The sequence below is a fragment of the Nocardia sp. A7 genome, from assembly GCF_046549215.1.
Lineage (GTDB): Bacteria > Actinomycetota > Actinomycetes > Mycobacteriales > Mycobacteriaceae > Nocardia.
This window is the reverse complement of sequence record NZ_JAJPWE010000001.1, coordinates 685,457-703,531: the sequence shown is the minus strand read 5'-3', so window position 1 is coordinate 703,531 and position 18,075 is coordinate 685,457. Positions and strand designations below refer to the sequence as shown.

Annotated in this window: 17 protein-coding genes; 10 read left to right on the top strand and 7 right to left on the bottom strand. The window is 66.7% G+C overall.

The window, feature by feature from the left end:
• Positions 1-51: 51 nt before the first annotated feature.
• From ACLJPD_RS03110 to ACLJPD_RS03090, 5 genes are read left to right on the top strand one after another with little or no spacing between them, the layout of a single operon-like run.
• Positions 52-1,101 carry a hypothetical protein gene (locus tag ACLJPD_RS03110; RefSeq protein ID WP_410870170.1) on the top strand — a complete coding sequence of 350 codons (1,050 nt, stop codon included), beginning with the start codon at positions 52-54 and terminating at the stop codon, positions 1,099-1,101.
• On the top strand, positions 1,046-2,725 hold the full coding sequence (locus ACLJPD_RS03105) for an AMP-binding protein (RefSeq protein WP_410870169.1): 1,680 nt from the start codon (positions 1,046-1,048) through the stop codon (positions 2,723-2,725). The genes ACLJPD_RS03110 and ACLJPD_RS03105 overlap by 56 nt, the downstream gene beginning before the upstream one ends.
• A 14-nt stretch (positions 2,726-2,739) precedes the next feature.
• Complete coding sequence (locus ACLJPD_RS03100; protein WP_410870168.1) at positions 2,740-3,006, top strand: acyl carrier protein; 267 nt, start codon at positions 2,740-2,742, stop codon at positions 3,004-3,006.
• Positions 3,003-4,247 carry a cytochrome P450 gene (locus ACLJPD_RS03095; RefSeq protein ID WP_410870167.1) on the top strand — a complete coding sequence of 415 codons (1,245 nt, stop codon included), beginning with the start codon at positions 3,003-3,005 and terminating at the stop codon, positions 4,245-4,247. The genes ACLJPD_RS03100 and ACLJPD_RS03095 overlap by 4 nt, the downstream gene beginning before the upstream one ends.
• Entirely contained in the window at positions 4,244-5,548 is a 1,305-nt protein-coding gene (locus tag ACLJPD_RS03090; protein ID WP_410870166.1) for a cytochrome P450, read from the top strand. Before ACLJPD_RS03095 ends, ACLJPD_RS03090 begins: the two co-directional genes overlap by 4 nt.
• Before the next feature lie 36 nt (positions 5,549-5,584).
• Here ACLJPD_RS03090 and ACLJPD_RS03085 read toward each other — a convergent pair whose 3' ends face one another.
• Positions 5,585-6,070 carry a nuclear transport factor 2 family protein gene (locus tag ACLJPD_RS03085; protein ID WP_410870165.1) on the bottom strand — a complete coding sequence of 162 codons (486 nt, stop codon included), beginning with the start codon at positions 6,068-6,070 and terminating at the stop codon, positions 5,585-5,587.
• A 124-nt stretch (positions 6,071-6,194) separates the two neighbouring features.
• On the opposite strand from ACLJPD_RS03085, the gene ACLJPD_RS03080 reads away from it, so the two are divergent.
• Complete coding sequence (locus ACLJPD_RS03080) at positions 6,195-7,211, top strand: fatty acid desaturase family protein (RefSeq protein ID WP_410870164.1); 1,017 nt, start codon at positions 6,195-6,197, stop codon at positions 7,209-7,211.
• Here ACLJPD_RS03080 and ACLJPD_RS03075 read toward each other — a convergent pair whose 3' ends face one another.
• Positions 7,212-7,730, bottom strand: a complete 519-nt coding sequence (locus ACLJPD_RS03075) for a winged helix-turn-helix transcriptional regulator (protein WP_410870163.1) — start codon at positions 7,728-7,730, stop codon at positions 7,212-7,214.
• Between the two features lie 59 nt (positions 7,731-7,789).
• On the opposite strand from ACLJPD_RS03075, the gene ACLJPD_RS03070 reads away from it, so the two are divergent.
• Positions 7,790-8,434 carry a dihydrofolate reductase family protein gene (locus ACLJPD_RS03070; protein WP_410870162.1) on the top strand — a complete coding sequence of 215 codons (645 nt, stop codon included), beginning with the start codon at positions 7,790-7,792 and terminating at the stop codon, positions 8,432-8,434.
• 23 nt (positions 8,435-8,457) lie between these two features.
• Here ACLJPD_RS03070 and ACLJPD_RS03065 read toward each other — a convergent pair whose 3' ends face one another.
• Together ACLJPD_RS03065 and ACLJPD_RS03060 are read right to left on the bottom strand one after the other, a co-directional pair.
• The gene (locus ACLJPD_RS03065; RefSeq protein WP_410870161.1) at positions 8,458-10,977 is read right to left on the bottom strand and encodes a polynucleotide kinase-phosphatase; all 2,520 of its coding nucleotides are present in this window, start codon (positions 10,975-10,977) and stop codon (positions 8,458-8,460) included.
• 1 nt (position 10,978) lies between these two features.
• Positions 10,979-12,373 (bottom strand): 3' terminal RNA ribose 2'-O-methyltransferase Hen1, encoded by a 1,395-nt coding sequence (locus ACLJPD_RS03060; RefSeq protein WP_410870160.1) that lies wholly within the window; start codon positions 12,371-12,373, stop codon positions 10,979-10,981.
• A 101-nt stretch (positions 12,374-12,474) separates the two neighbouring features.
• Here ACLJPD_RS03060 and ACLJPD_RS03055 point away from each other — a divergent pair, with 101 nt between their 5' ends.
• Positions 12,475-12,858, top strand: a complete 384-nt coding sequence (locus tag ACLJPD_RS03055; RefSeq protein ID WP_410870159.1) for a DUF1304 domain-containing protein — start codon at positions 12,475-12,477, stop codon at positions 12,856-12,858.
• On the opposite strand, the gene ACLJPD_RS03050 is transcribed toward ACLJPD_RS03055, so the two are convergent.
• Together ACLJPD_RS03050 and ACLJPD_RS03045 are read right to left on the bottom strand one after the other, a co-directional pair.
• Complete coding sequence (locus tag ACLJPD_RS03050; RefSeq protein ID WP_410870158.1) at positions 12,859-14,196, bottom strand: permease prefix domain 1-containing protein; 1,338 nt, start codon at positions 14,194-14,196, stop codon at positions 12,859-12,861. It lies immediately after the preceding gene.
• Positions 14,187-14,543 (bottom strand): PadR family transcriptional regulator, encoded by a 357-nt coding sequence (locus ACLJPD_RS03045; RefSeq protein ID WP_410870157.1) that lies wholly within the window; start codon positions 14,541-14,543, stop codon positions 14,187-14,189. Before ACLJPD_RS03045 ends, ACLJPD_RS03050 begins: the two co-directional genes overlap by 10 nt.
• Before the next feature lie 175 nt (positions 14,544-14,718).
• Here ACLJPD_RS03045 and ACLJPD_RS03040 point away from each other — a divergent pair, with 175 nt between their 5' ends.
• Complete coding sequence (locus ACLJPD_RS03040) at positions 14,719-15,414, top strand: LppP/LprE family lipoprotein (protein WP_410870156.1); 696 nt, start codon at positions 14,719-14,721, stop codon at positions 15,412-15,414.
• A gap of 38 nt (positions 15,415-15,452) precedes the next feature.
• Here the strand turns inward: ACLJPD_RS03040 and ACLJPD_RS03035 are convergent, their stop codons facing one another.
• Positions 15,453-16,556: a metallophosphoesterase gene (locus ACLJPD_RS03035; RefSeq protein ID WP_410870155.1), complete on the bottom strand. Its 1,104-nt coding sequence runs from the start codon at positions 16,554-16,556 to the stop codon at positions 15,453-15,455.
• Positions 16,557-16,941: 385 nt separating this feature from the next.
• Here ACLJPD_RS03035 and ACLJPD_RS03030 point away from each other — a divergent pair, with 385 nt between their 5' ends.
• On the top strand, positions 16,942-18,030 hold the full coding sequence (locus ACLJPD_RS03030; RefSeq protein WP_410870154.1) for an alpha/beta hydrolase: 1,089 nt from the start codon (positions 16,942-16,944) through the stop codon (positions 18,028-18,030).
• The last annotated feature ends 45 nt before the right edge of the window (positions 18,031-18,075 follow it).

Sequence of the window (18,075 nt, the reverse complement as noted above, 5' to 3'; positions counted from 1 at the left end):
GACACCAAGCTCGAGATCGGGACGTGACATGCTCTCAACACAGGGCACCAGATGCGGGTAGCCGGTCGACTACACATCACGGCGGCAGCGGTCGCGCTACCCACCGGATGTGAGTCACTCAGCGACGCGGTCGCGTCGGGCGCGATCACGACGGAACAGGCCGCGGCATCGGACACCGAGAAGCTCTGGGTCACCGAAGCCGGGCAGAGCGCCGAATCACTCGCCCTCGCCGCCGCGGCGGACGCGTTGACCGAAGCGGGTCTGTCGGGTTCGGATATCGGTCTGCTGACCCACGCCTGGATGATCGACACACCCGACGATTGGAAGACGGCATCGCGGCTGGCTCGACTGCTCGGCGCCAAACACGCGATCGCGTCGAGCACCCGTCAGATGAGCAACGGCGGAGCCGTCGCCACGCAGTTCGCACTGGCCCAGATGCTGGCCGAACCGCGGATCGACAACGCCATGGTGGTGACCGCCGACGCGCTCGGTCCGGGCGAGAACCGACGGTGGCAGATCAGTGATTCCGGTGCGGCACTCAGTGATTCGGCTACTGCCCTGATCCTGGGCCGTAGCGGCGGCTCGCTGTCGGTGCAGTCGATAGTGTCGCGTGGCTGCCCGGATCAGGAAGCCTTTTTCGACGGCTACAACCCGCTGGCGATCGGCCAAGAGGTTTCCGAGGCCTCGAAGAACGCCTTCTCCGGCCCGTTCGCGTTCCGCCTGCGCGGACGCGTGCGCACCGCCATCCAGCAAGCGTGCGCCGACGCCGACCTCGCCGAGGAAGATCCTCGGCTGACCGTGACCGTGCTGCCGAGGATCAACTCGACGGTCACCGCGGCGCTCACCGAAGGACTACTGCCGACCGAAGAGATCGTGCATCTCTCGGCGCAAACCGGTCACCTGTTCGCGGGTGATCTCATCGCGAATCTGAACTATCTGCGCACCCGACGGCCGCTCGCCGCAGGCGAATACGGCCTGGTGATCAACATCGGACTCGGATTCACCGTCACAGCCTTGGTGGTGTGCGGTACGGAGGAGAAACAGCATGGCCGAGACAGCACGGACACTGATCGAGTTATTGGACTCACTGCACCGCAGTGATTTCGCCGTTACCTTCGTCGATTCGAATATCACACTGGCGCACCGCGATCTGCCGTCGTCGGCGCATCCGGTCATGTGCGCGCTGCGTGAGGCCGGGGCAGGCGAGGGCGATGTCGTCGGCCTGCTGATGCCGACCTGCCCGCAATGGCTCGTCGGCTTCTTCGCGGCGGTCGGAACCGGCGCCGCCGTGACCGCACTGCCGCTGCCGCCGCTGGTGCTCGACCCCGCCGCCGTGGCAGGCCATCTCGCGCAGATCGTGCGTGCGGGCGGCTTGGAACACATCCTCGCGGCGGGCATCGGGCTCAAGGTAGCCGCGGAACTGGCCGCACAGGTGCCGGGGCTGCGCGTCATCGACATGGACCGGCTGCCCGCGGCCGCCGAGAATCTGGACTGGTTCCCCGCTGACCAGGACACAGTGGCCGTGGTGCAGTTCAGTTCCGGCAGCACGTCACGTCCCAAAGGCGTCCGCCTGACGCACGGCCAGTTCATGACCGGTGTGTCGGCCATCAATACGCACATCTCGACTACCGCCGATGATGTTCTGGTGCAATGGGTTCCGTTGTTCCATGACATGGGCCTGGTCTCGCTGATGTGCTCACTGCTGACCCCGAACAACGCGCATCTGTTCAGCGCGCTGACCTTCATCAAGGATCCGGCCGCCGTCCTGCGGCGCACCGCTGAGGTGGGCGGCACCATCACCAACGGGCCGAACTTCTCCTTCGACAAGCTGATCTCCGCCGCCGACGAGGCGTTCGGCTCGCAGTCGGTGGATCGGCCGCTGGCTCGGTGGCGGCTCGCGCTCAACGGCGCCGAACCGGTCCGTCCGCACACCGTGCGGCAGTTCGCGCGCACCTTCGGTCCGCTCGGTGTCCCGGAATCCACGATGTTCCCCTGTTACGGGATGGCGGAGGCCACGCTGGCGGTCACCCTGCCCCGAGCGGGGACGGTCCCGCGCATGCTGACCGTCGACCGCAACGACCTCGTGCCGGGCAGGCCCTATCGACTGGCTGCCCCCGACTCTCCCAACGCGCGTGACCTGGTCAGCGTCGGCGTCCCCGTTCCCGGAATGGCGTTGCGCATCACCGGACTCGACGGCACACAGTTGCCGGACGGACATGTGGGCGAGATCCGAATCCAGGGTCCAGCGGTCACCTCCGGCTACCTGCGCGACGACGAGGTCACGGCGGCGGCCATCGAAGACGGCTGGCTGCGTACCGGAGACCTCGGACTGCTGGAGAACGGTGAATTGATCATCGTCGGCCGCGTCAAGGAAATGATCATCGTCGGGGGTCGCAACTTCTTCCCCGATGACGTCGAGGAGACCGCACGCCGGGTATCCGGCGTCTACAAGGGGCATTGTGTCGCGGTTGCCGACTCCGATGCCGAACGAATCATCGTGGTGGCCGAGAGCGATCACGAGGCCGAGACACCGGAGGGCGACGCCGTGGTCGCCGACATCAGCAGCGCGGTGTCGCGCGCACTGGCACTGTCCGCGGTGTCGGTGCTGCTGGTTCCGGCCAGAACTCTTCCGCGCACGACGAGCGGCAAATGGCAGCGGACGCTGGTCGCCGAACTCGCGCGCGCCTATCTGTCCAGCCGAATCCCCAGCACTCCCGTTGCTTAGAAAGTGAGTTCGTGATGACTCAGTCCCTGACCGAACAGACCACCGAGATCGCCCAGGTGCTGCGCGAGGAGCTGGCGCGGCTGCTCGAATGCCCTGCCGACAAGGTCGATCTCAGTGTCCGGCTCACCGAACTGCCCGGCGTCGACTCGATGCGGCTCGTGCAGACCGTCGTCGCGTGCGAGAAGCGGTGGAAGATCGTGCTCGACGAGGACGAACTGGTCGAGGTCCGCACCGGCGATGACCTACGCGACCTCATCGCCCACACGTTGGCATCGGCATGACCGCCTCGGTCGACAACGGCACGACCGCGACGAATTTCCGATTCCCGGACACCACGGACCAGAGCCGGTTCGAAGCGGTGTGCCAGAATCTGCGCGAACAGGCGCCCGTGGTCTGCGTCGACCTGCCGGACGGCCTGACCGCGTGGGTGATCACCCGCTACGCCGACGGCAAGCGGGCGTTCATGGACCAGCGACTGGTGAAGGACCTGCGCAACCTCACCGATCCCTCGCACGGGCTCGCGGGCACCAGGTACGCCGAGGACGTCTTCGCCGTCGAAGGCCGTCATATGCTCAACAGCGACGGCGTCGACCACGTCCGCCTGCGCAAAGCGGTGGGCAACGAACTGTCCGCGTCGGCGATCGCCCGGCGCAGGTCCGAAGTCGAGCAGGTGTGCCGGGAGCTGGTGCGCGACTTCCGTGCCGAGGACACCGTCGACCTGATGAGCGCCTACGCGCAGCCGGTCCCGGAAATCGTCATGGCCAGGGTGCTCGGCATCGAGGACGACACCCTGCGCGCCGCCGCGGTATTGAGCCGCAAGCTGGGGGAGCGGGCCGACCCGGCGTCACCGGAGATGCGCGGGGTCTACCACGACCTGCTCGACATGATCATCGACTGCACCCGCGATCCGGCCGCCGCGCCGGACGGCACGGTTCTCGCCGCACTGCACCGGGCCCACGCGGAGAAGACCATCAGCCGTCGGGAACTCCTGTCGACGGTCGCGATGCTGCTCGGTGCCGGCATCTCCTCCACCGCCATCGCGATCGGACACAGCGTGTCCACGCTGCTCGGCACAGCCGAGGCCCTTCGCGGTCTGCTGGCCGACGAAGGTGAGGCCGCGGTCCTGGTGGAGGAGCTGTTGCGACACCACCCACCGTTCCCGTTCTCGCCGTGGCGTTTCGCGCGGGAGGCGGTGGAAGTGGCCGGCGTGACCATCCCCGCCGGGGCGGTCGTGTTCATCCTGCTGGCCGCGGTCAACCGCGACTCCACGATGATCGAGGACGCCGATGCGCTGATACCGCACCGGCAGGACCGCAACGGCCATCTCACGTTCGGCTATGGTCCGCACTTCTGCGTCGGGGCCCATCTGGCCCGCACCGAGATCGCGATCTCGCTGTCGGTGTTGTTCGAAGAACTGCCGCGGCTTCGCCCGGTCGCCGATGCGGCGCAACCGCCATGGCAGGGTCTGCTCTTCGATCGCACACCGTCGACCCTGCTGGTTCACCCGGGAATGACGTCATGACCTCGATGCTGCACACCTCGTTCATGCAGGAATCGACGCAGATGGCGCGGGAGCACGGACCGGTCTTCACCCGTGAGTTCTTCAACCTGCGGTTCACCTTCGTCACCGGCGCCGACCTCGTCGCCGAGCTCTCCGACGACCGCCGGTTCGAGAAGCATGTGCTGCCCGCGCTGGAAGTGGCCCGGCCGATGATCGGCGACGGACTGCTCACCGCGTACAACCACGAGCCCAACTGGGGTAAGGCGCACGACCTGCTGATGCCCGCGTTCTCGCAGGCGGCGATGCGGACCTATCACACGCTCATGCTCGACGTGTGCCGCCAGCTGACCGATGCGTGGGACCGGGCCGCGGGCATCGAGGCCGTGCACGTCACGGACTCGATGGCCAAGGTGACCCTGGAGATCATCGGACGGGCCGGATTCGGCTATTCCTTCGGCTCGTTCGAACGCACGACCACGCATCCGTTCGTGCTCGCGCTGGAGGACGTCCTGAACCACGGCCAGCGGCTGGTCACCCGCCCGCCGATGGCGGGTGGTTTCCTGGGAAAGCGGGCCGCCGAACGCAACGAGGAGAACATCGCCTTCCTCAACGGCGTCGTCGACGAAGTGATCGCCCACCGCGCCGGTGGCGATCACGGCAGCGATCTGCTCGGGCTGATGCTCGACTCCGATGTGCTGGATCCGGTGAACGTCCGCAACCAGGTGCTGACCTTCCTCGCGGCCGGTCACGAGACGACCTCGGCGGCGATGTCTTTCACGCTGTACTACCTGGCCGCCGACCCCGAGATCCTGGAGAAGGCTCGTGCCGAGGTCGATGCGGTCATCGGCGCCGACGAGCCTGCGTTCGAGCAGGTAGCCAAACTCAGGTACCTGCGTCGGGTGGTGGACGAGTCGCTGCGGTTGTGGCCGACCGCGCCCGGCTATTCGCGCATGGCCAAAGAGGACACCACCCTGGGCGGCCGCTACCCGATGCCCGCCGGCGAGCCCTTCTTCGTCCTGTTACCAGCGCTGCACCGCGATTTCGTGTGGGGCGACGATCCCGAGACATTCGATCCGGATCGCTTTCTCCCCGAGCGGATTCGTGCGCGACCGGCGCACGCGTTCAAACCGTTCGGCACCGGGGTGCGCGCCTGCATCGGCAGGCAGTTCGCCCTGCACCAAATCGTCCTGGTGATGAGCAGAGTGCTGCAACGCTACAACCCGACACTGCCGTCGGATTACCGATTGCGGGCGTCGGAGGGGCTCACGTTCTCCCCGATCGGACTCACCCTCGACCTGCGGCCGCGCCAGGACGGTCGATGACCTCACCGATGCGGGTGATCGCCGGCGACTCGACGATCATTCCGGCGCTGTGGCGGGGTCGCCGCCGGTGATGGCGCGGTAATCGTCGATTCGGTGCCCGGTGCGCCAAGGGCGGGCCGCGCCCGACGCGCACCAGCGCCACCACAGCGACGGATGCTTCAGCACGATCGGGAGCACCGGTAGGGGATCGAAGTAGTTCATTCGCTGGATCGCCTTGCCGTCGCGAAGGATCATGCGGTCGACGTTCGGCCATTCGATGCGGTGGCGTCCCACGTGCGCCAGCAGTCGGAACTCGATGAAGACCACGTCGTCGTCGCCCCGCCACCGATCGACGTGCGCCCGCAGGTCGGGGAGAAATCGCCATATCTGGGCGAATTCTCGTTCTGCCGCCGCGATACCGTGCATCGGCGGTGACAGCGGCTGGGTCAGCACCACGTCAGGATGCAGAATCTCGGGGATTCGGGCCACGGACGGCCGATCCCAGAAATCGATGAAGTTCGCGACGAACTGTTCGGCGGACATGTGACTCCCCTCGTCGGCCTGACGGTAGCGAATTTCCGCGACACTCCGCGACCACCCAGAGTTGGATATCGCGGATCTGCAACCCGTTCACCCAGTCGTGGCCTGCATGCGCCATGCTTGTCTCGTGGTTATCGCGTCTGATGTCGTCCCCGTGCGTGGCAGTGAGTACTCGGTCCTGTTGCGTCGTATCAGGGCGGCGGACCTGCTCGACCGGCAGGTGGGGTACTACGGGTGGAAGAGTGCGCTGACCGTGGGGGCTTTCGTTGCTGGTTGGGCGGCGTTTTTCGCCATCGGTGACTCGTGGTGGACGCTGCTGGTCGGGGTGTTCTTGGCCGCGGTGTTCTCGCAGCTCGCGTTCCTCGGGCACGATGCGGGGCACAAGCAGATCTTCGCCGGTCGCAAGGCCAACTATCTGTACGGCTTGATCGCGGGCAATCTCCTGATCGGGCTGAGCATCGGCTGGTGGACCAGCAATCACAACCGGCACCACGCCCATCCCAATACCGAGGGTATGGACCCGGACGCGATGGGCGTGCTGGCGTTCTCCGGTGAGCGCGCGAAGGCCGGAAAGGGTTGGCGCCGTTTCATTTTCCGCTATCAGGCGTGGTTGTTCTTCCCGCTGTTGCTGCTCGAAGGTGGCAGTCTGCACTGGAAGAGCGTCGTCGCGGTGTTCCGCTGGCCGATCCCGAACCGTGTCTGGGAAGGCGTGTTGCTCGCCGCCAACTTCATCGGCATCCTGTCCGCGGCGTTCCTGGTGCTCTCACCGGGTAAAGCGCTGGTGTTCATCGCTGTGCAGCAGGGCCTGTTCGGTCTGTACATGGGCTCCACCTTCGCCCCGAACCACAAGGGCATGGAAGTGCTGCCCGACGGCGACAACACCGACTTCCTACGCCGCCAGGTGCTCACCTCCCGCAATGTGCGCGGCAGTTTCCTCGTCGACACCGCGATGGGCGGCCTGAACTACCAGATCGAGCACCACCTGTTCCCGTCGATGCCCCGCGCCAATCTGCGCCGCGCCCAGCCGATGGTCGCCCAGTTCTGCGCCGAGATCGACGTTCCCTACTGCGAGACCGGCTTGTTCGAGTCCTACCGCCAGGCGATGGCACACCTGAACGAGGTCGGCCGACAGGCTGCGCGCTAGCTAGTCGCCGATCGCCGCGAGGTAGGCGGCGGTGAGTTCCGCGAGCACCCCGTCGTCGGGAAGTGGCGCGCCGCGCAGATGGGTGGCGCGCAGTTCGTCCATGAATCGGTCCCACATCGGGGGCCCACCCGCAGCCAGCAACTCGGCGCGCACGGTCAGCTCCGGCGCCGTGTGCAACCATCGCGCGCCCCACGCGCCCAGCGCGGCCAGCACCGGAACGAGCTGAATCGCGGCCTCGGTGAGGTGGTATTCGACCTTCTGACGATGGCTGGGGTCGTCGTCGCGAGTGAGCAGACCCGCGGCGACGAGTTTGGTGAGCCGCGCGGCGAGGATGTTCGAGGCGATGCCCTCGATGGACCCGGTGAGCAGCTCCCGGAAGTGCGTATGCCCGCCGAACATGATGTCGCGCACGATGATCAGGCTCCAGCGGTCGCCGAGGAGCTCGACCGTCAGGTTGATCGGGCAGCCCGACTTGCCCGGCGGCACGGGTAACTTTTCCTGAGCAACTGGTTGCGACACAGGATCAGTTTAGGCTACGTTGTCACTGCTTGCATACTGCAATCAGAAAGGGCACCCCGATGGCTCAGATGGTTCGTGTTCAGAACTTCTCTATTTCCAGCGACGGGTACGGCGCGGGGGAGGGGCAGAGTGCCGAGCGTCCCTTCGGCCACGCCAACCCCGCTGACCTCATGTCCTGGGCGGGCGCCACCGCGCACTGGGTGAACCGCACCGATCCCGGGGGCACCTACGGCCTCGACGACTACATCATCCGCGACTTCGCCTTCAACATCGGTGCGGAAATCATGGGCCGCAACAAGTTCGGCCCGCAGCGTGGCCCGTGGGAGAACCACGACTGGCAGGGCTGGTGGGGCGACAACCCACCGTTCCACACCCCGGTTTTCGTCCTCACCCACCACGAGCGCCCGTCGTTCACCCTGGCCGACACCACCTTCCACTTCCTCGACGCCACCCCGAAGGACGCACTCGCCCAGGCGCTGGACGCCGCCGACGGCAAGGACGTGCGCATCGGCGGCGGCGTCGCCACGGTTCGCCAGTTCCTCGCCGCCGACCTCATCGATGCGATGCACATAGCCGTCGCACCGGTGGAAATCGGTGCGGGCGAACGATTCTGGGAAAGCCCCGACGAATACACCGACCGCTTCCACCTCGAGCAGATCCCCAGCCCCAGCGGCGTGGTCCACCACTTCTTCTGGCGCCGATAAGTACCAGCTGACCTGCGATTACCTCAGAGGCGGGGGTCGGTGGGGATGGATTCCATGGCGAGGATCGCGAAGACCAGTTCGTGGACTCGCCACAGGGGCTCGCCGGTGGCGACGGCGTCCAGGGCGGACAGGCCGAGGGTGTGTTCGCGCAGGGCCAGGGTGCGTTTGCGGCTGAGGGTGCGGTCGCGCAGGCGGGTGAGGTTGGTGGGGGTGGTGTAGTCGGGGCCGTAGATGATGCGCAGGTATTCGCGGCCTCGGCATTTGATGCCTGGTTGGGCGAGTTTGCCTTTGGCGCGGTGGGCGAGGCCGGCGTGGGGCTTGATGACCATGCCTTCGCCGCCCGCCGCGGTGAGCTCGAGCCACCAGGTGGTGGCTTCGGCTTCGGCGGCGGGGTCGGACAGGTCGACGATTCGGCGGGCGGTGGGGCGGAAGGTGACGGGGTCGGCCGCTACCATTCGGTCGCTGATGTCGAGGTGCCAGCCGTGGTCGCGGTCGGTGTAGGTGGCGCCTTCGGAAGCCAGGAGGGCGAACGGGGCGATCTGGACATCGTCGAGACCTGTTGTCGGCCAGCAGTATCGGCGATAGGCGGTGGTGAACCTGTCCGCGTTCTCGGCTCGGGTGACAGTGCGGTCGCGCAGGCCGCCGAGGTCGAGCCCACGGGCGAGTCCGGCATCCAGTGCCGCGACAGCGGACGGAAGCGCGGACCGTGCGGCCGCGCCGGCGGCCGCGTACTGGGTGCGGATCAGCCCGGCAGCCTTGGCCGACCAGGGCAGCAGCTCGCAGTCCAGGAGCAGCCAGTCCGATTCGAGTTCGTCGAAAAGTGGTGCGACGGACGCACGGACGCGGGCCAGCAGGGTTTCGGTCAGTGTCGAATCGTTGAAGAACGATCGGCCGGTACGGGTGTAGATCGCACCGGAACATCCGTCGCCGACCCCGAAACGGCCTGCCGCCTGATCGCGGCACACGAGCACCACGGCCCGCGACCCCATGTGCTTCTCCTCGCACACCACCTTGTCCACGCCCGCCGCGCGATAGTCGGCGAACGCCTCCGTGGGGTATTCGAGATAGCCATCGACGGTCGACGTCGACGGCGGCGACATGGTCGGCGGCAACCACAGCAACAGCCGAGGGTCGATCGCGAACCGGCTCATCACTTCCAGCGCGGCCGCCGAGTTCTCGGCATCGACGATCACTGTGCCGTGATCGGTCCGGATGTGCCTGCGCCCGGTGACGTCGGCGAGATCGAGAGTCTCGTTGTCGCGGGCGGATTTGGCGTCGGCGAGCGGCCTGATCGGCTCGTAGTACACCTGTGCGGCCGCCACCGCGACGAATGTCTTCTCCGGGTAGCGCATCGCCGTCAGCTCGCCGCCGAACACTGCACCGGTGTCCAGGCAGACGGTGTTGTTGATCCACTCCACCTTCGGCGTCGGCACGTGCCCGTAGACGACCGTCGCCGCACCGCGATAGTCCCGTGCCCACGGATAGCGCACCGGCAAACCGTATTCGTCTGTCTCCCCGGTGGATTCGCCGTAGAGACAGAAGTCGCGCACGCGCCCGGACGCCCGACCGTGGTACGCCTCCTTCAGCCCCGCGTGCGCCACCACGAGACGACCACCGTCCAGTCGCAAGTGGCTCACCAGGTCATGAATCCACTGCGCCGCGGCGGCGACGAATTCCGGTGTCTCGCTGTCCAGTTGCTCGAGTGTTTCCGCCAAACCGTGCGAGACCGTGACGTTCTTGCCACGCAACTTCTCGAGCAGCTTCTGCTCGTGATTACCCGGCACACACAGGGCGTTGCCACTGGCGGTCATCCCCATCACCAACCGCAGCACGCCCGGCGAATCGGGCCCGCGGTCGACGAGGTCGCCGACGAATACTGCCTGACGCCCCTCCGGATGCGTGGCGTCGACAGGACGGCCCGCCTCGTCGCGAACCAGTGTCCATCCGAGTTCGCCCAGCAGCGTTTCCAATTCGGCTCGGCAGCCGTGCACATCGCCGATGATGTCGAACGGACCCGTGAGTTCCCGCCGATCGTTCCACGCCTTCTCGTAGGTGATCGTCACGTCGGCTGGGTCACGCACGACGTGCACCTTGCGAAATCCCTCACGGCCGAGCTCGCGCAGCGAACGCCGCAGATCCTGACTCTGCCGCTTCAGGACATTGCGCCCGAAGTCGCGATCGGTGCGGCCCTGAGTACGTTCCCACGCCACCGCTTCGGGCGTATCAATGACTATCGCGACCGGCAACACATCGAAAGATCTTGCCAGCGCGACCAATTCGGCCCGCGCGTGCTTCTGCACATTGGTGGCGTCGATCACGACGCGCCGCCCGGCGCGCAGCCGGATCCCGGCGATGTGGCCGAGCGCGTCGAAGGCGTCCTTCGTCGCGGTCTGGTCGTTCTCGTCGTCGGCGACCAAGCCACGGAAGAAGTCCGAGGACAGGACCTCGGTGGGCTTGAAGTGCTCGCGGGCGAACGTGGATTTGCCGGAGCCGGAGATACCGATGAGGGTGATGAGCGACAGTTCGGGGAGGTCGATGTTCATGTCAGGCCTTCCGGAAGAGCGCGAGCTGGGTGGGGGAGCCGGTCCGCGAGTCGGGGTCGCCGACCGGGCGGATGTCGACGGTGTAGCCGAAGGTTGCGCCGACACGGGCGCACCAGGCGGCGAATTCCGTACGGGTCCACTCGAATCGGTGATCGTCGTGGCGGTGTCCGTCCAGGGATTCGTAGTGCACGTTGTACTCCACGTTCGGTGTCGTCACGATCACCGCGCCGGGTGCGGCATGTCCGAAGACGGCGCGTTCGAGGGCGGGCAACCGGGACTCGTCGACGTGTTCGATCACCTCCATGAGCACCGCCGCGTCGAAGCCCTGTAGCCGGTTGTCGTGGTAGGTCAGCGCGGACTGGATCAGCGTGATCCTGGCGCGCTGCCGGTCCGACATCCGATCGAACTTCAAGCGGCGCTCGGCCATGGTGAGTGCGGCACTCGAGACATCGGCGCCGACGATCTCGGTGAACCGCGCCTCGGCTTGCAGCGCGAGCAGCAAAGCCCCTTGGCCACAACCGAGATCGAGTACACGCGATGCGCCGGTCTCGGCGAGCGCGGCGAGCACCGCTTCTTTGCGGAGCTTCACCAGCGGCGTACGGCGCTCGGCGGCTTCGACGCGTTCGACCGCATCCCCGGGGATCTCGGCATCGTCGACCACCTCGTCCACCGAGCGCAGACGTTCCAGTGCCGACAGCATGAGTGTCCGTCGACCGGCCAGATAGCGCCGCGCGATCAGCTCACGATCAGGATGGGTACCGAGCCAGCCCCCGCCCGCGCGCAACAGCTTGTCGACCTCGTCGGCATCGACCCAATAGTGTTTGGCGTCGTCGAGTACCGGCAGCAGCACATAGAGGTGGTTCAGCGCCTCGGCCAGCCGCAATGTCCCGGCCAACCGCAGGTGGGTGTAGGGCGAGGAGCCCCATTCCGGGAACTCGGGGTCGAGCGGTTCCGACGTGGTCGACACCGTCCAGCCCAGCGGGGCGAACAGCCGTTCGACGATCTCGGTCCCACCCCGACACGGCACCGCGGGCATCTCGATGTCCAACGGAATCGGCGTCTCGGCGAGCTCGGCCCGATCCCGGCTCGTCCCGTTCAGCGCCGACCGGAACACCTTCCCCAACGCCACCGACAGCAGGCTCGACGCCACATACGGCCGATCGTTGACATAGCGCCCGAGCGCGGAACCGTTGTGCCCCTTGGTCGGTCGTGCCAACTCGACGGGATCGACGTCGAGCAGCAGCGCGACCGTGCAGCGCTCGGCATCGGCCTGTGGATAGAAAACGTGTGCTGTGCCGCCGGTGGTCGTGAACGACTGGACTCGGTCGGGGTGTTTCACCAGCAGATAACCCAGGTCGGTCGCCGGGGCGTGGGTCGTGGAGATCGTCAACAGCACAGCTAGATCCTGTCACGGACACGCTACCCATTTTGCGGACGTGATTCCGCGCTGGGTGATAATCGCAGGACAACGCCGGTGTTCGCTGGGAAGGTGGATCGATGACTGTTCTCGCGCTGATCTTCGTCGGAATCGCGGTGCTGATGCACGGCTACATCTTCGTGATGGAGTCGCTGCAGTGGACCCACCCGAGGACGAGGGCGACGTTCGGGATATCGGCCGCCGAGGCCGAGGCCACCAAGGAGATGGCGTTCAACCAGGGCTTCTACAACCTCTTCCTGGCGATTGTCGCGGCGGTCGGGATGGGTTTCACCGCGTTCGGTGACGCGGGAGTCGGCTTGGCGCTGGTGCTGGCCGGTGCGGGGTCGATGGTCGCGGCGGGGGCAGTGCTGTTGCTCTCCTCGCCCGACAAGGCCCGACCGGCCGTCATCCAGCTCGCCGCGCCGCTCATCGGCTGCGTCGCGCTGATTTTCGCGAACCTCTGATCACTCGAAGGCGAACAGCGGCCCGATCACGACGACGACGGCCGCCGCCCAACCGCCGTAGACCGGGACGTAGCGCGTCTGCCACCGTTCCAGGTCGACGAATCGGCGTGTGCCACGCAGGAATCCGACGCCGAGACGGCCCGACCACACCAGGTTCACCAGCAGCACCACATTCAGGCCGAGCGCGACCACCTTGTTCGGGGTGGAGCCGAATTCGGCGATGCGGGTGAGCATGGCGGCCAGCATCATCACGTCGACGACGAGTGCGGTGACCACCAGCAGCAGTTGCAGGCGATCGAAGAACCCGGGTGGGGTCAGTGGGTCGCGGGCGGAGATCGTGTAGAGGATCAGGCCGAGGACAAGGACGAGGATCAGGTCCATCAGGATGAGCATCTCGCGGTCGATATTCGTCAGGCTGCGGGTGGACGCGAGGGCGACGAGCAGCGCGAACAACATGACGATGGTGAGCGGGGTGAAGACCCGGGTGAGCACCGGCGCGATGTTCTCCACGACGTTCTGCTTCGCCTCGACCAGCCAGGCGGCGACGATCACCGCGCCCGCGGCACCGAAGGGTAGCAGCCAGTCCTCGATCACCGGTTCGATGTCGAGGTCGAGGGTTCCGAATACGCCGGCCGTGAGCCCGATCAGCACGCCGCCGCCGAGCGCCAGCAACGTCACATAGACGAACCATTCCCCGGTGAAACGGATGAAATCCATCCGCCGTCGTTCGGAGCGCCAGTCACCGCCCGTGTACGCGAGGCCGACCACCAGCCACAACAGAATCGGCGCGTGGATCGCGGCGATGATCTCGGTGGCCCCTTCGGGCTCGAACGGGTAGAGGTTCAGGACCAGTGCGGTGAGCACGAAAGGCACGAACACGATGGCGGCCACCCGCAGGGAGATCTGCCGCTTCCATGCGAAATAGCCTGCCAGGAAGGGTAATACGAGCAGGCTGATGTTGCGTCCAAGGACGGACTCGTCCAGCCAGGTGAGACCCGATTTCACCGCGAGCGCCGACGCGACGGCGAGGGCGAGAACCACCATCAGCTCGCGCCTGCCCGCGCCGCTCTCGGACTCCTCCGGCACCAGAACCAGTTGCTTCCAGAGTCTTTCGGAATGTTCGCGCGCGAACTCCCGTGAGATCGCGTCCATGCTGCCCATCCGTTTGACCGCGACGAGAAAGGCTTCGTCCCCCGACAGCCCCGCGGCTTGCAGTGTGGAGATCTGTTCGCGCAGATGGTCTTCCATCTCGTCGACATCGGCGAGCGAAATGGCGCGGTGCCGCTGGACGTATCCGCGCCACTGGTCGATGAGAACCTGCAACTCCATCACGCCCATCCCTTCGCCGGCGGCTGGACGGCACTGCGCCAGACTTGGTCGAGCGCCTCGGCGACCACGGTCCACTGCGCCTGCCGTTCGGCGAGTGCGGCTCGGCCCGAATCGGTGATGAGGTAGTGCTTACGGCGGCGTCCGCCCTCGGACACCCGCCACGTCGAGGACACGTGCCCGAGTCGTTCCAGGCGGTGCAGCAGCGGATACAGCATCCCGTCGGTCCACTGCATCCGGCCGTGCGACAGCTTGTTGACCTGCTCGAGGATGGCATAGCCGTACGACTCACCGTCGGCCAGAATCCCCAGCACGAGCGGTGTTGCCGAGGCCGCCACCAGGTCCTTGTCTATGCGCATAGCGCTCCTATACCTAGAAGATCTAGGCCATAACCTAGCAGATCTAGGTATCAGGGTGTAGATGTTGCCACCTAGGGTTAGGAATGCTTTCAACCGCCTAACGGCCGTCCTCGGCACCCCGATGAAGTCAGCACAGACGCGCTACAGCGCGTAGGGGACACGGAATCGAGGAACCATGAAGAACGCAGTTCGGATGAGCGCGCTGATCGCCGTCGCCGCGGCAGTGGTCGCAGGCTGCAATGACGAGAGTGGTTCGGGGACAACAATTTCGACCTCCCGCGCAGTTGCTGCCTCGTCGACCGCCGACGCGCCGGGCACCAAGGCTCCGGTGGCGTCCGAGGAGACATCCGCACCCCAGCCCGGCGCCACCATCGCGCCGGAGCCCGAAACACCGCCGGTCACACAGGCTCCCACGATCGTTCCCGCTCCCGGCACCACCTCGCCCGCTTCCGGAAACAACATCAGTGGACCGGGGCGCTGCATCGATACCTCCTCGGCCGGTGTGCAGAACGCGCTCGCGAGCCTGTCCGGTAGCTGGGTCGCCGGGCAAGCCTCCGCCAACGAGCCGGGTAGCTGCGGTGAGCTGCTATGGGTCCGCGCCATCGGCGGCAATTCGGCGGGCGCGCCGATTCATGTGCTGTTCTTCCACGACGGAAAGTACTTGGGCACAGGAACTTCGGAGCCGTACGCGTTCACCCAGGTGGTGGGTTCGAACCTCACTTCCGCCACCGTCGAATACCGCTGGCTGGCAGGAGACGAACCCTTCGCCGCGCCCCAGGGCGGACCCGCGACGATCACCTACTCGTGGACCGGTTCGAATGTCGTGATGAGCGGTCCGCTGCCGTCGCAGGTCACCCAACCGCACCGCTGATCGAGACGAGTCGCCCACCGTGTGGGCGACTCGAAAGGTCAGTGCTCCGGATGCAGCACCAAGACCGTGATCTCGCTGGGCGCGAAGACCCGCAGTTGCGGACCCCAGAAGCCGGTGCCGCGACTGGTGTAGAGCTGGGTGTTGTTCGCGTGGCGGCTCAGGCCCGCGACCACCGGCTGGTCGAGCCGGACGAGATAGTGGAACGGCCAGATCTGCCCGCCGTGCGTGTGACCGGAAATCTGCAGCGCGACACCCGCCGCGGCGCTGTCGGCGATCTGTTTGGGCTGGTGGGCCAGCAGGACGACCGGCAGCGAGGGGTCGGCTCCCGCGAGCGCGGCAGGCAGATCAGGGCCGTGACCGGGCAGGCTCTTGCCGGTCGGGTCGTCGATGCCTGCGATGACGAGTCGGTCGCCGTCGCGGGTGAGGACGGTGTGCTGGTTGTGCAGCGGCTGCCAGCCGAGCGAGGCCATGTAGTCGATCCAGCCCTGGGCGTCGCCGAAGTACTCGTGGTTGCCGGTGATGTAGAACCGGCCGAGTGGGGCCTCGACCTTGCCGAGCGGATCGACCTGAGTCTGGCGTTTCGCGACCGAACCGTCGGCGAGATCACCGGCGTGACAGGCGATATCGGGCTGCTGCGCATTGACCACCTCGACCACACGCTCCGACCAGCGCCGCCGATTCAGGGCCGCGTAGTGGGTATCGGTGACGACCACCACGCGCAACCCGTCGAGTCCCTCGGCCAGGCCACGGATCGCGACATCGACAGTGCGCACCCGCGGCACCCGACGCGCCTCGTACACACCCCACCCGACCAGTACCACCGACGTGACCAGCACCCCGAACGCCACGATCCGGGCACCGTCCACCCCGGCGACAGCCAGCGCGCCCCGCGCGAACAGCCCGATCACCGACCAGGAGAACACCACCCACAGCACCCCGAGCAGGGTGTCGCCGACGATCACCGCCGGGTCGGACTGCGCTGGCCCGTGCCCGAGGACCATCGCCAGGGGCAGGCACAGGAATCCCGCCACGAACACCGCGGTCCCGAGCCAGAACAGCGTGCCGCTGCCACCGGTCGGTCCCGAGACCAGCGTCCACCACGGCAGCCCGAACAGCAGCGCGGCGACCAGCAATATCATCATCAGGCGTACGGCGAACTTCACGGTGGTCCCGTCTGGGCAGGGCGGCCGGGCGCGGCCGCGAATCGACTTCCCAGAGTAGCGCTCGCTGTCCGGCCACCTTCGGCTGCGAATCCCGCGACCTCCGACGATGGCCTGGTCGCAGGGGTGCGGGTCTCGATCACCGGCACGAAGCGGGCTGCGTCACTGCACAATTCGATGTCCCCCCGGGATCAGGGGCGCGCTATGCTGCCGGACAGGGCCCCGCCAGCAGCTTGCACAGGCGCGGTGGGTCGAGTGGGGAAGCGGCGCGGCCGCACAAAGGGAAAGGTCTACACCGATCATGCGTGGCGTAATTGTGGGAGGGGCGCAGGAGCGCCGACACCGATCCGGAGTGTTCCGGCGGGTCATGGTAGGCGCGGTGGTGATGGTGCTGCCGTTCGGCGCGTCGGTCGCGCCCGCGGCCGCCGATGCCGACCCGTCCGCCATCGACTTCCGGGTGGACACGTCGATGGGGGAGATCAACACCAGGATCATTCGCGCGGCCGACGGCAATACCGATCGGGTGGTCTACCTGCTCGACGGCGAGCGTGCCGAGGACGATCTCAACGGCTGGGAAAAGCACACCGACATCCCGGCGAAGATAGCGAAGTTCAACATCAACGTGGTGATGCCGGTCGGCGGGCAGTCCAGCTTCTACGCCGACTGGGAGCAGCCGAGCAGCTTCAACGGCGTCAACCCCGACGGGTCGATGCTGCCCAGCGCCGACTCCGGTTCCGCGATCGGCGGCTGGGAGGACACCCAGGGCAAGACCACCAGGTACATGTGGGAAACCTTCATCACCGAGACCCTGCCGGAGGCCATGAAGTCCCGGCTCGGCTTCAGTTCCACCCGCAACGGTGTGGTCGGCCTGTCCAGCGGTGGTAGCGCGGCGATGTTGATGGCGGCCTACCACCCGGAGCAGTTCACCTACGCCGGGTCGCTGTCGGGCTACCTGCACATGTCGATGCCCGGCATGCGGGAGGCGCTCGGTGGGGCGATGATCGCCAGCGGTGGGTACAACATCGAGGCGATGGCACCCGCGGGCAGCGAGAAGTGGAAGCGGATGGACCCGTACGGGTTCGTCGAGAAACTGATCGCGAACAACACCCGCCTCTATGTCTCCGCGGGCAGCGCCAAGCCCGCCGACCAGGACCTGTCCTCGGTCGACGCGATCACCCAGGGCATGCCGCTGGAAGCGATCGCGCTGGCCAATACGCGCTCGTTCGAAAAGCGTGTCACCGCACTGGGTTACGAGAATGTCAGCTACGACTTCCCGGAGATCGGCATCCACAACTGGGGTACCTGGGAACAGGTCGCCATCCGCCTGATGCCGGACATGGCGCGCAATATCGGCAAGCCGCTGCCCGCGGGCGCGACGCCGCCCGCCGGTGGCGCACCGCCCGCCGATGGGCCACCGGCCGGTGGTGCACCCGCTGGTGGCGAGCCGCCGAAGTAGCCTCTGCCACAACCGAAACCGCCGCTACTCCTGTTCGGGTAGCGG

Excerpts from the sequence above, each read along its gene's own strand:
- ACLJPD_RS03110 (WP_410870170.1), top strand. The coding sequence starts at position 52 with ATGCGGGTAGCCGGTCGACTACACATCACGGCGGCAGCGGTCGCGCTA.
- ACLJPD_RS03105 (WP_410870169.1), top strand. The coding sequence starts at position 1,046 with ATGGCCGAGACAGCACGGACACTGATCGAGTTATTGGACTCACTGCAC.
- ACLJPD_RS03100 (WP_410870168.1), top strand. The coding sequence starts at position 2,740 with ATGACTCAGTCCCTGACCGAACAGACCACCGAGATCGCCCAGGTGCTG.
- ACLJPD_RS03095 (WP_410870167.1), top strand. The coding sequence starts at position 3,003 with ATGACCGCCTCGGTCGACAACGGCACGACCGCGACGAATTTCCGATTC.
- ACLJPD_RS03090 (WP_410870166.1), top strand. The coding sequence starts at position 4,244 with ATGACCTCGATGCTGCACACCTCGTTCATGCAGGAATCGACGCAGATG.
- ACLJPD_RS03085 (WP_410870165.1), bottom strand. The coding sequence starts at position 6,070 with ATGTCCGCCGAACAGTTCGTCGCGAACTTCATCGATTTCTGGGATCGG.
- ACLJPD_RS03070 (WP_410870162.1), top strand. The coding sequence starts at position 7,790 with ATGGCTCAGATGGTTCGTGTTCAGAACTTCTCTATTTCCAGCGACGGG.
- ACLJPD_RS03065 (WP_410870161.1), bottom strand. The coding sequence starts at position 10,977 with ATGAACATCGACCTCCCCGAACTGTCGCTCATCACCCTCATCGGTATC.
- ACLJPD_RS03055 (WP_410870159.1), top strand. The coding sequence starts at position 12,475 with ATGACTGTTCTCGCGCTGATCTTCGTCGGAATCGCGGTGCTGATGCAC.
- ACLJPD_RS03050 (WP_410870158.1), bottom strand. The coding sequence starts at position 14,196 with ATGGGCGTGATGGAGTTGCAGGTTCTCATCGACCAGTGGCGCGGATAC.
- ACLJPD_RS03045 (WP_410870157.1), bottom strand. The coding sequence starts at position 14,543 with ATGCGCATAGACAAGGACCTGGTGGCGGCCTCGGCAACACCGCTCGTG.
- ACLJPD_RS03040 (WP_410870156.1), top strand. The coding sequence starts at position 14,719 with ATGAAGAACGCAGTTCGGATGAGCGCGCTGATCGCCGTCGCCGCGGCA.
- ACLJPD_RS03035 (WP_410870155.1), bottom strand. The coding sequence starts at position 16,556 with ATGATGATATTGCTGGTCGCCGCGCTGCTGTTCGGGCTGCCGTGGTGG.
- ACLJPD_RS03030 (WP_410870154.1), top strand. The coding sequence starts at position 16,942 with ATGGTAGGCGCGGTGGTGATGGTGCTGCCGTTCGGCGCGTCGGTCGCG.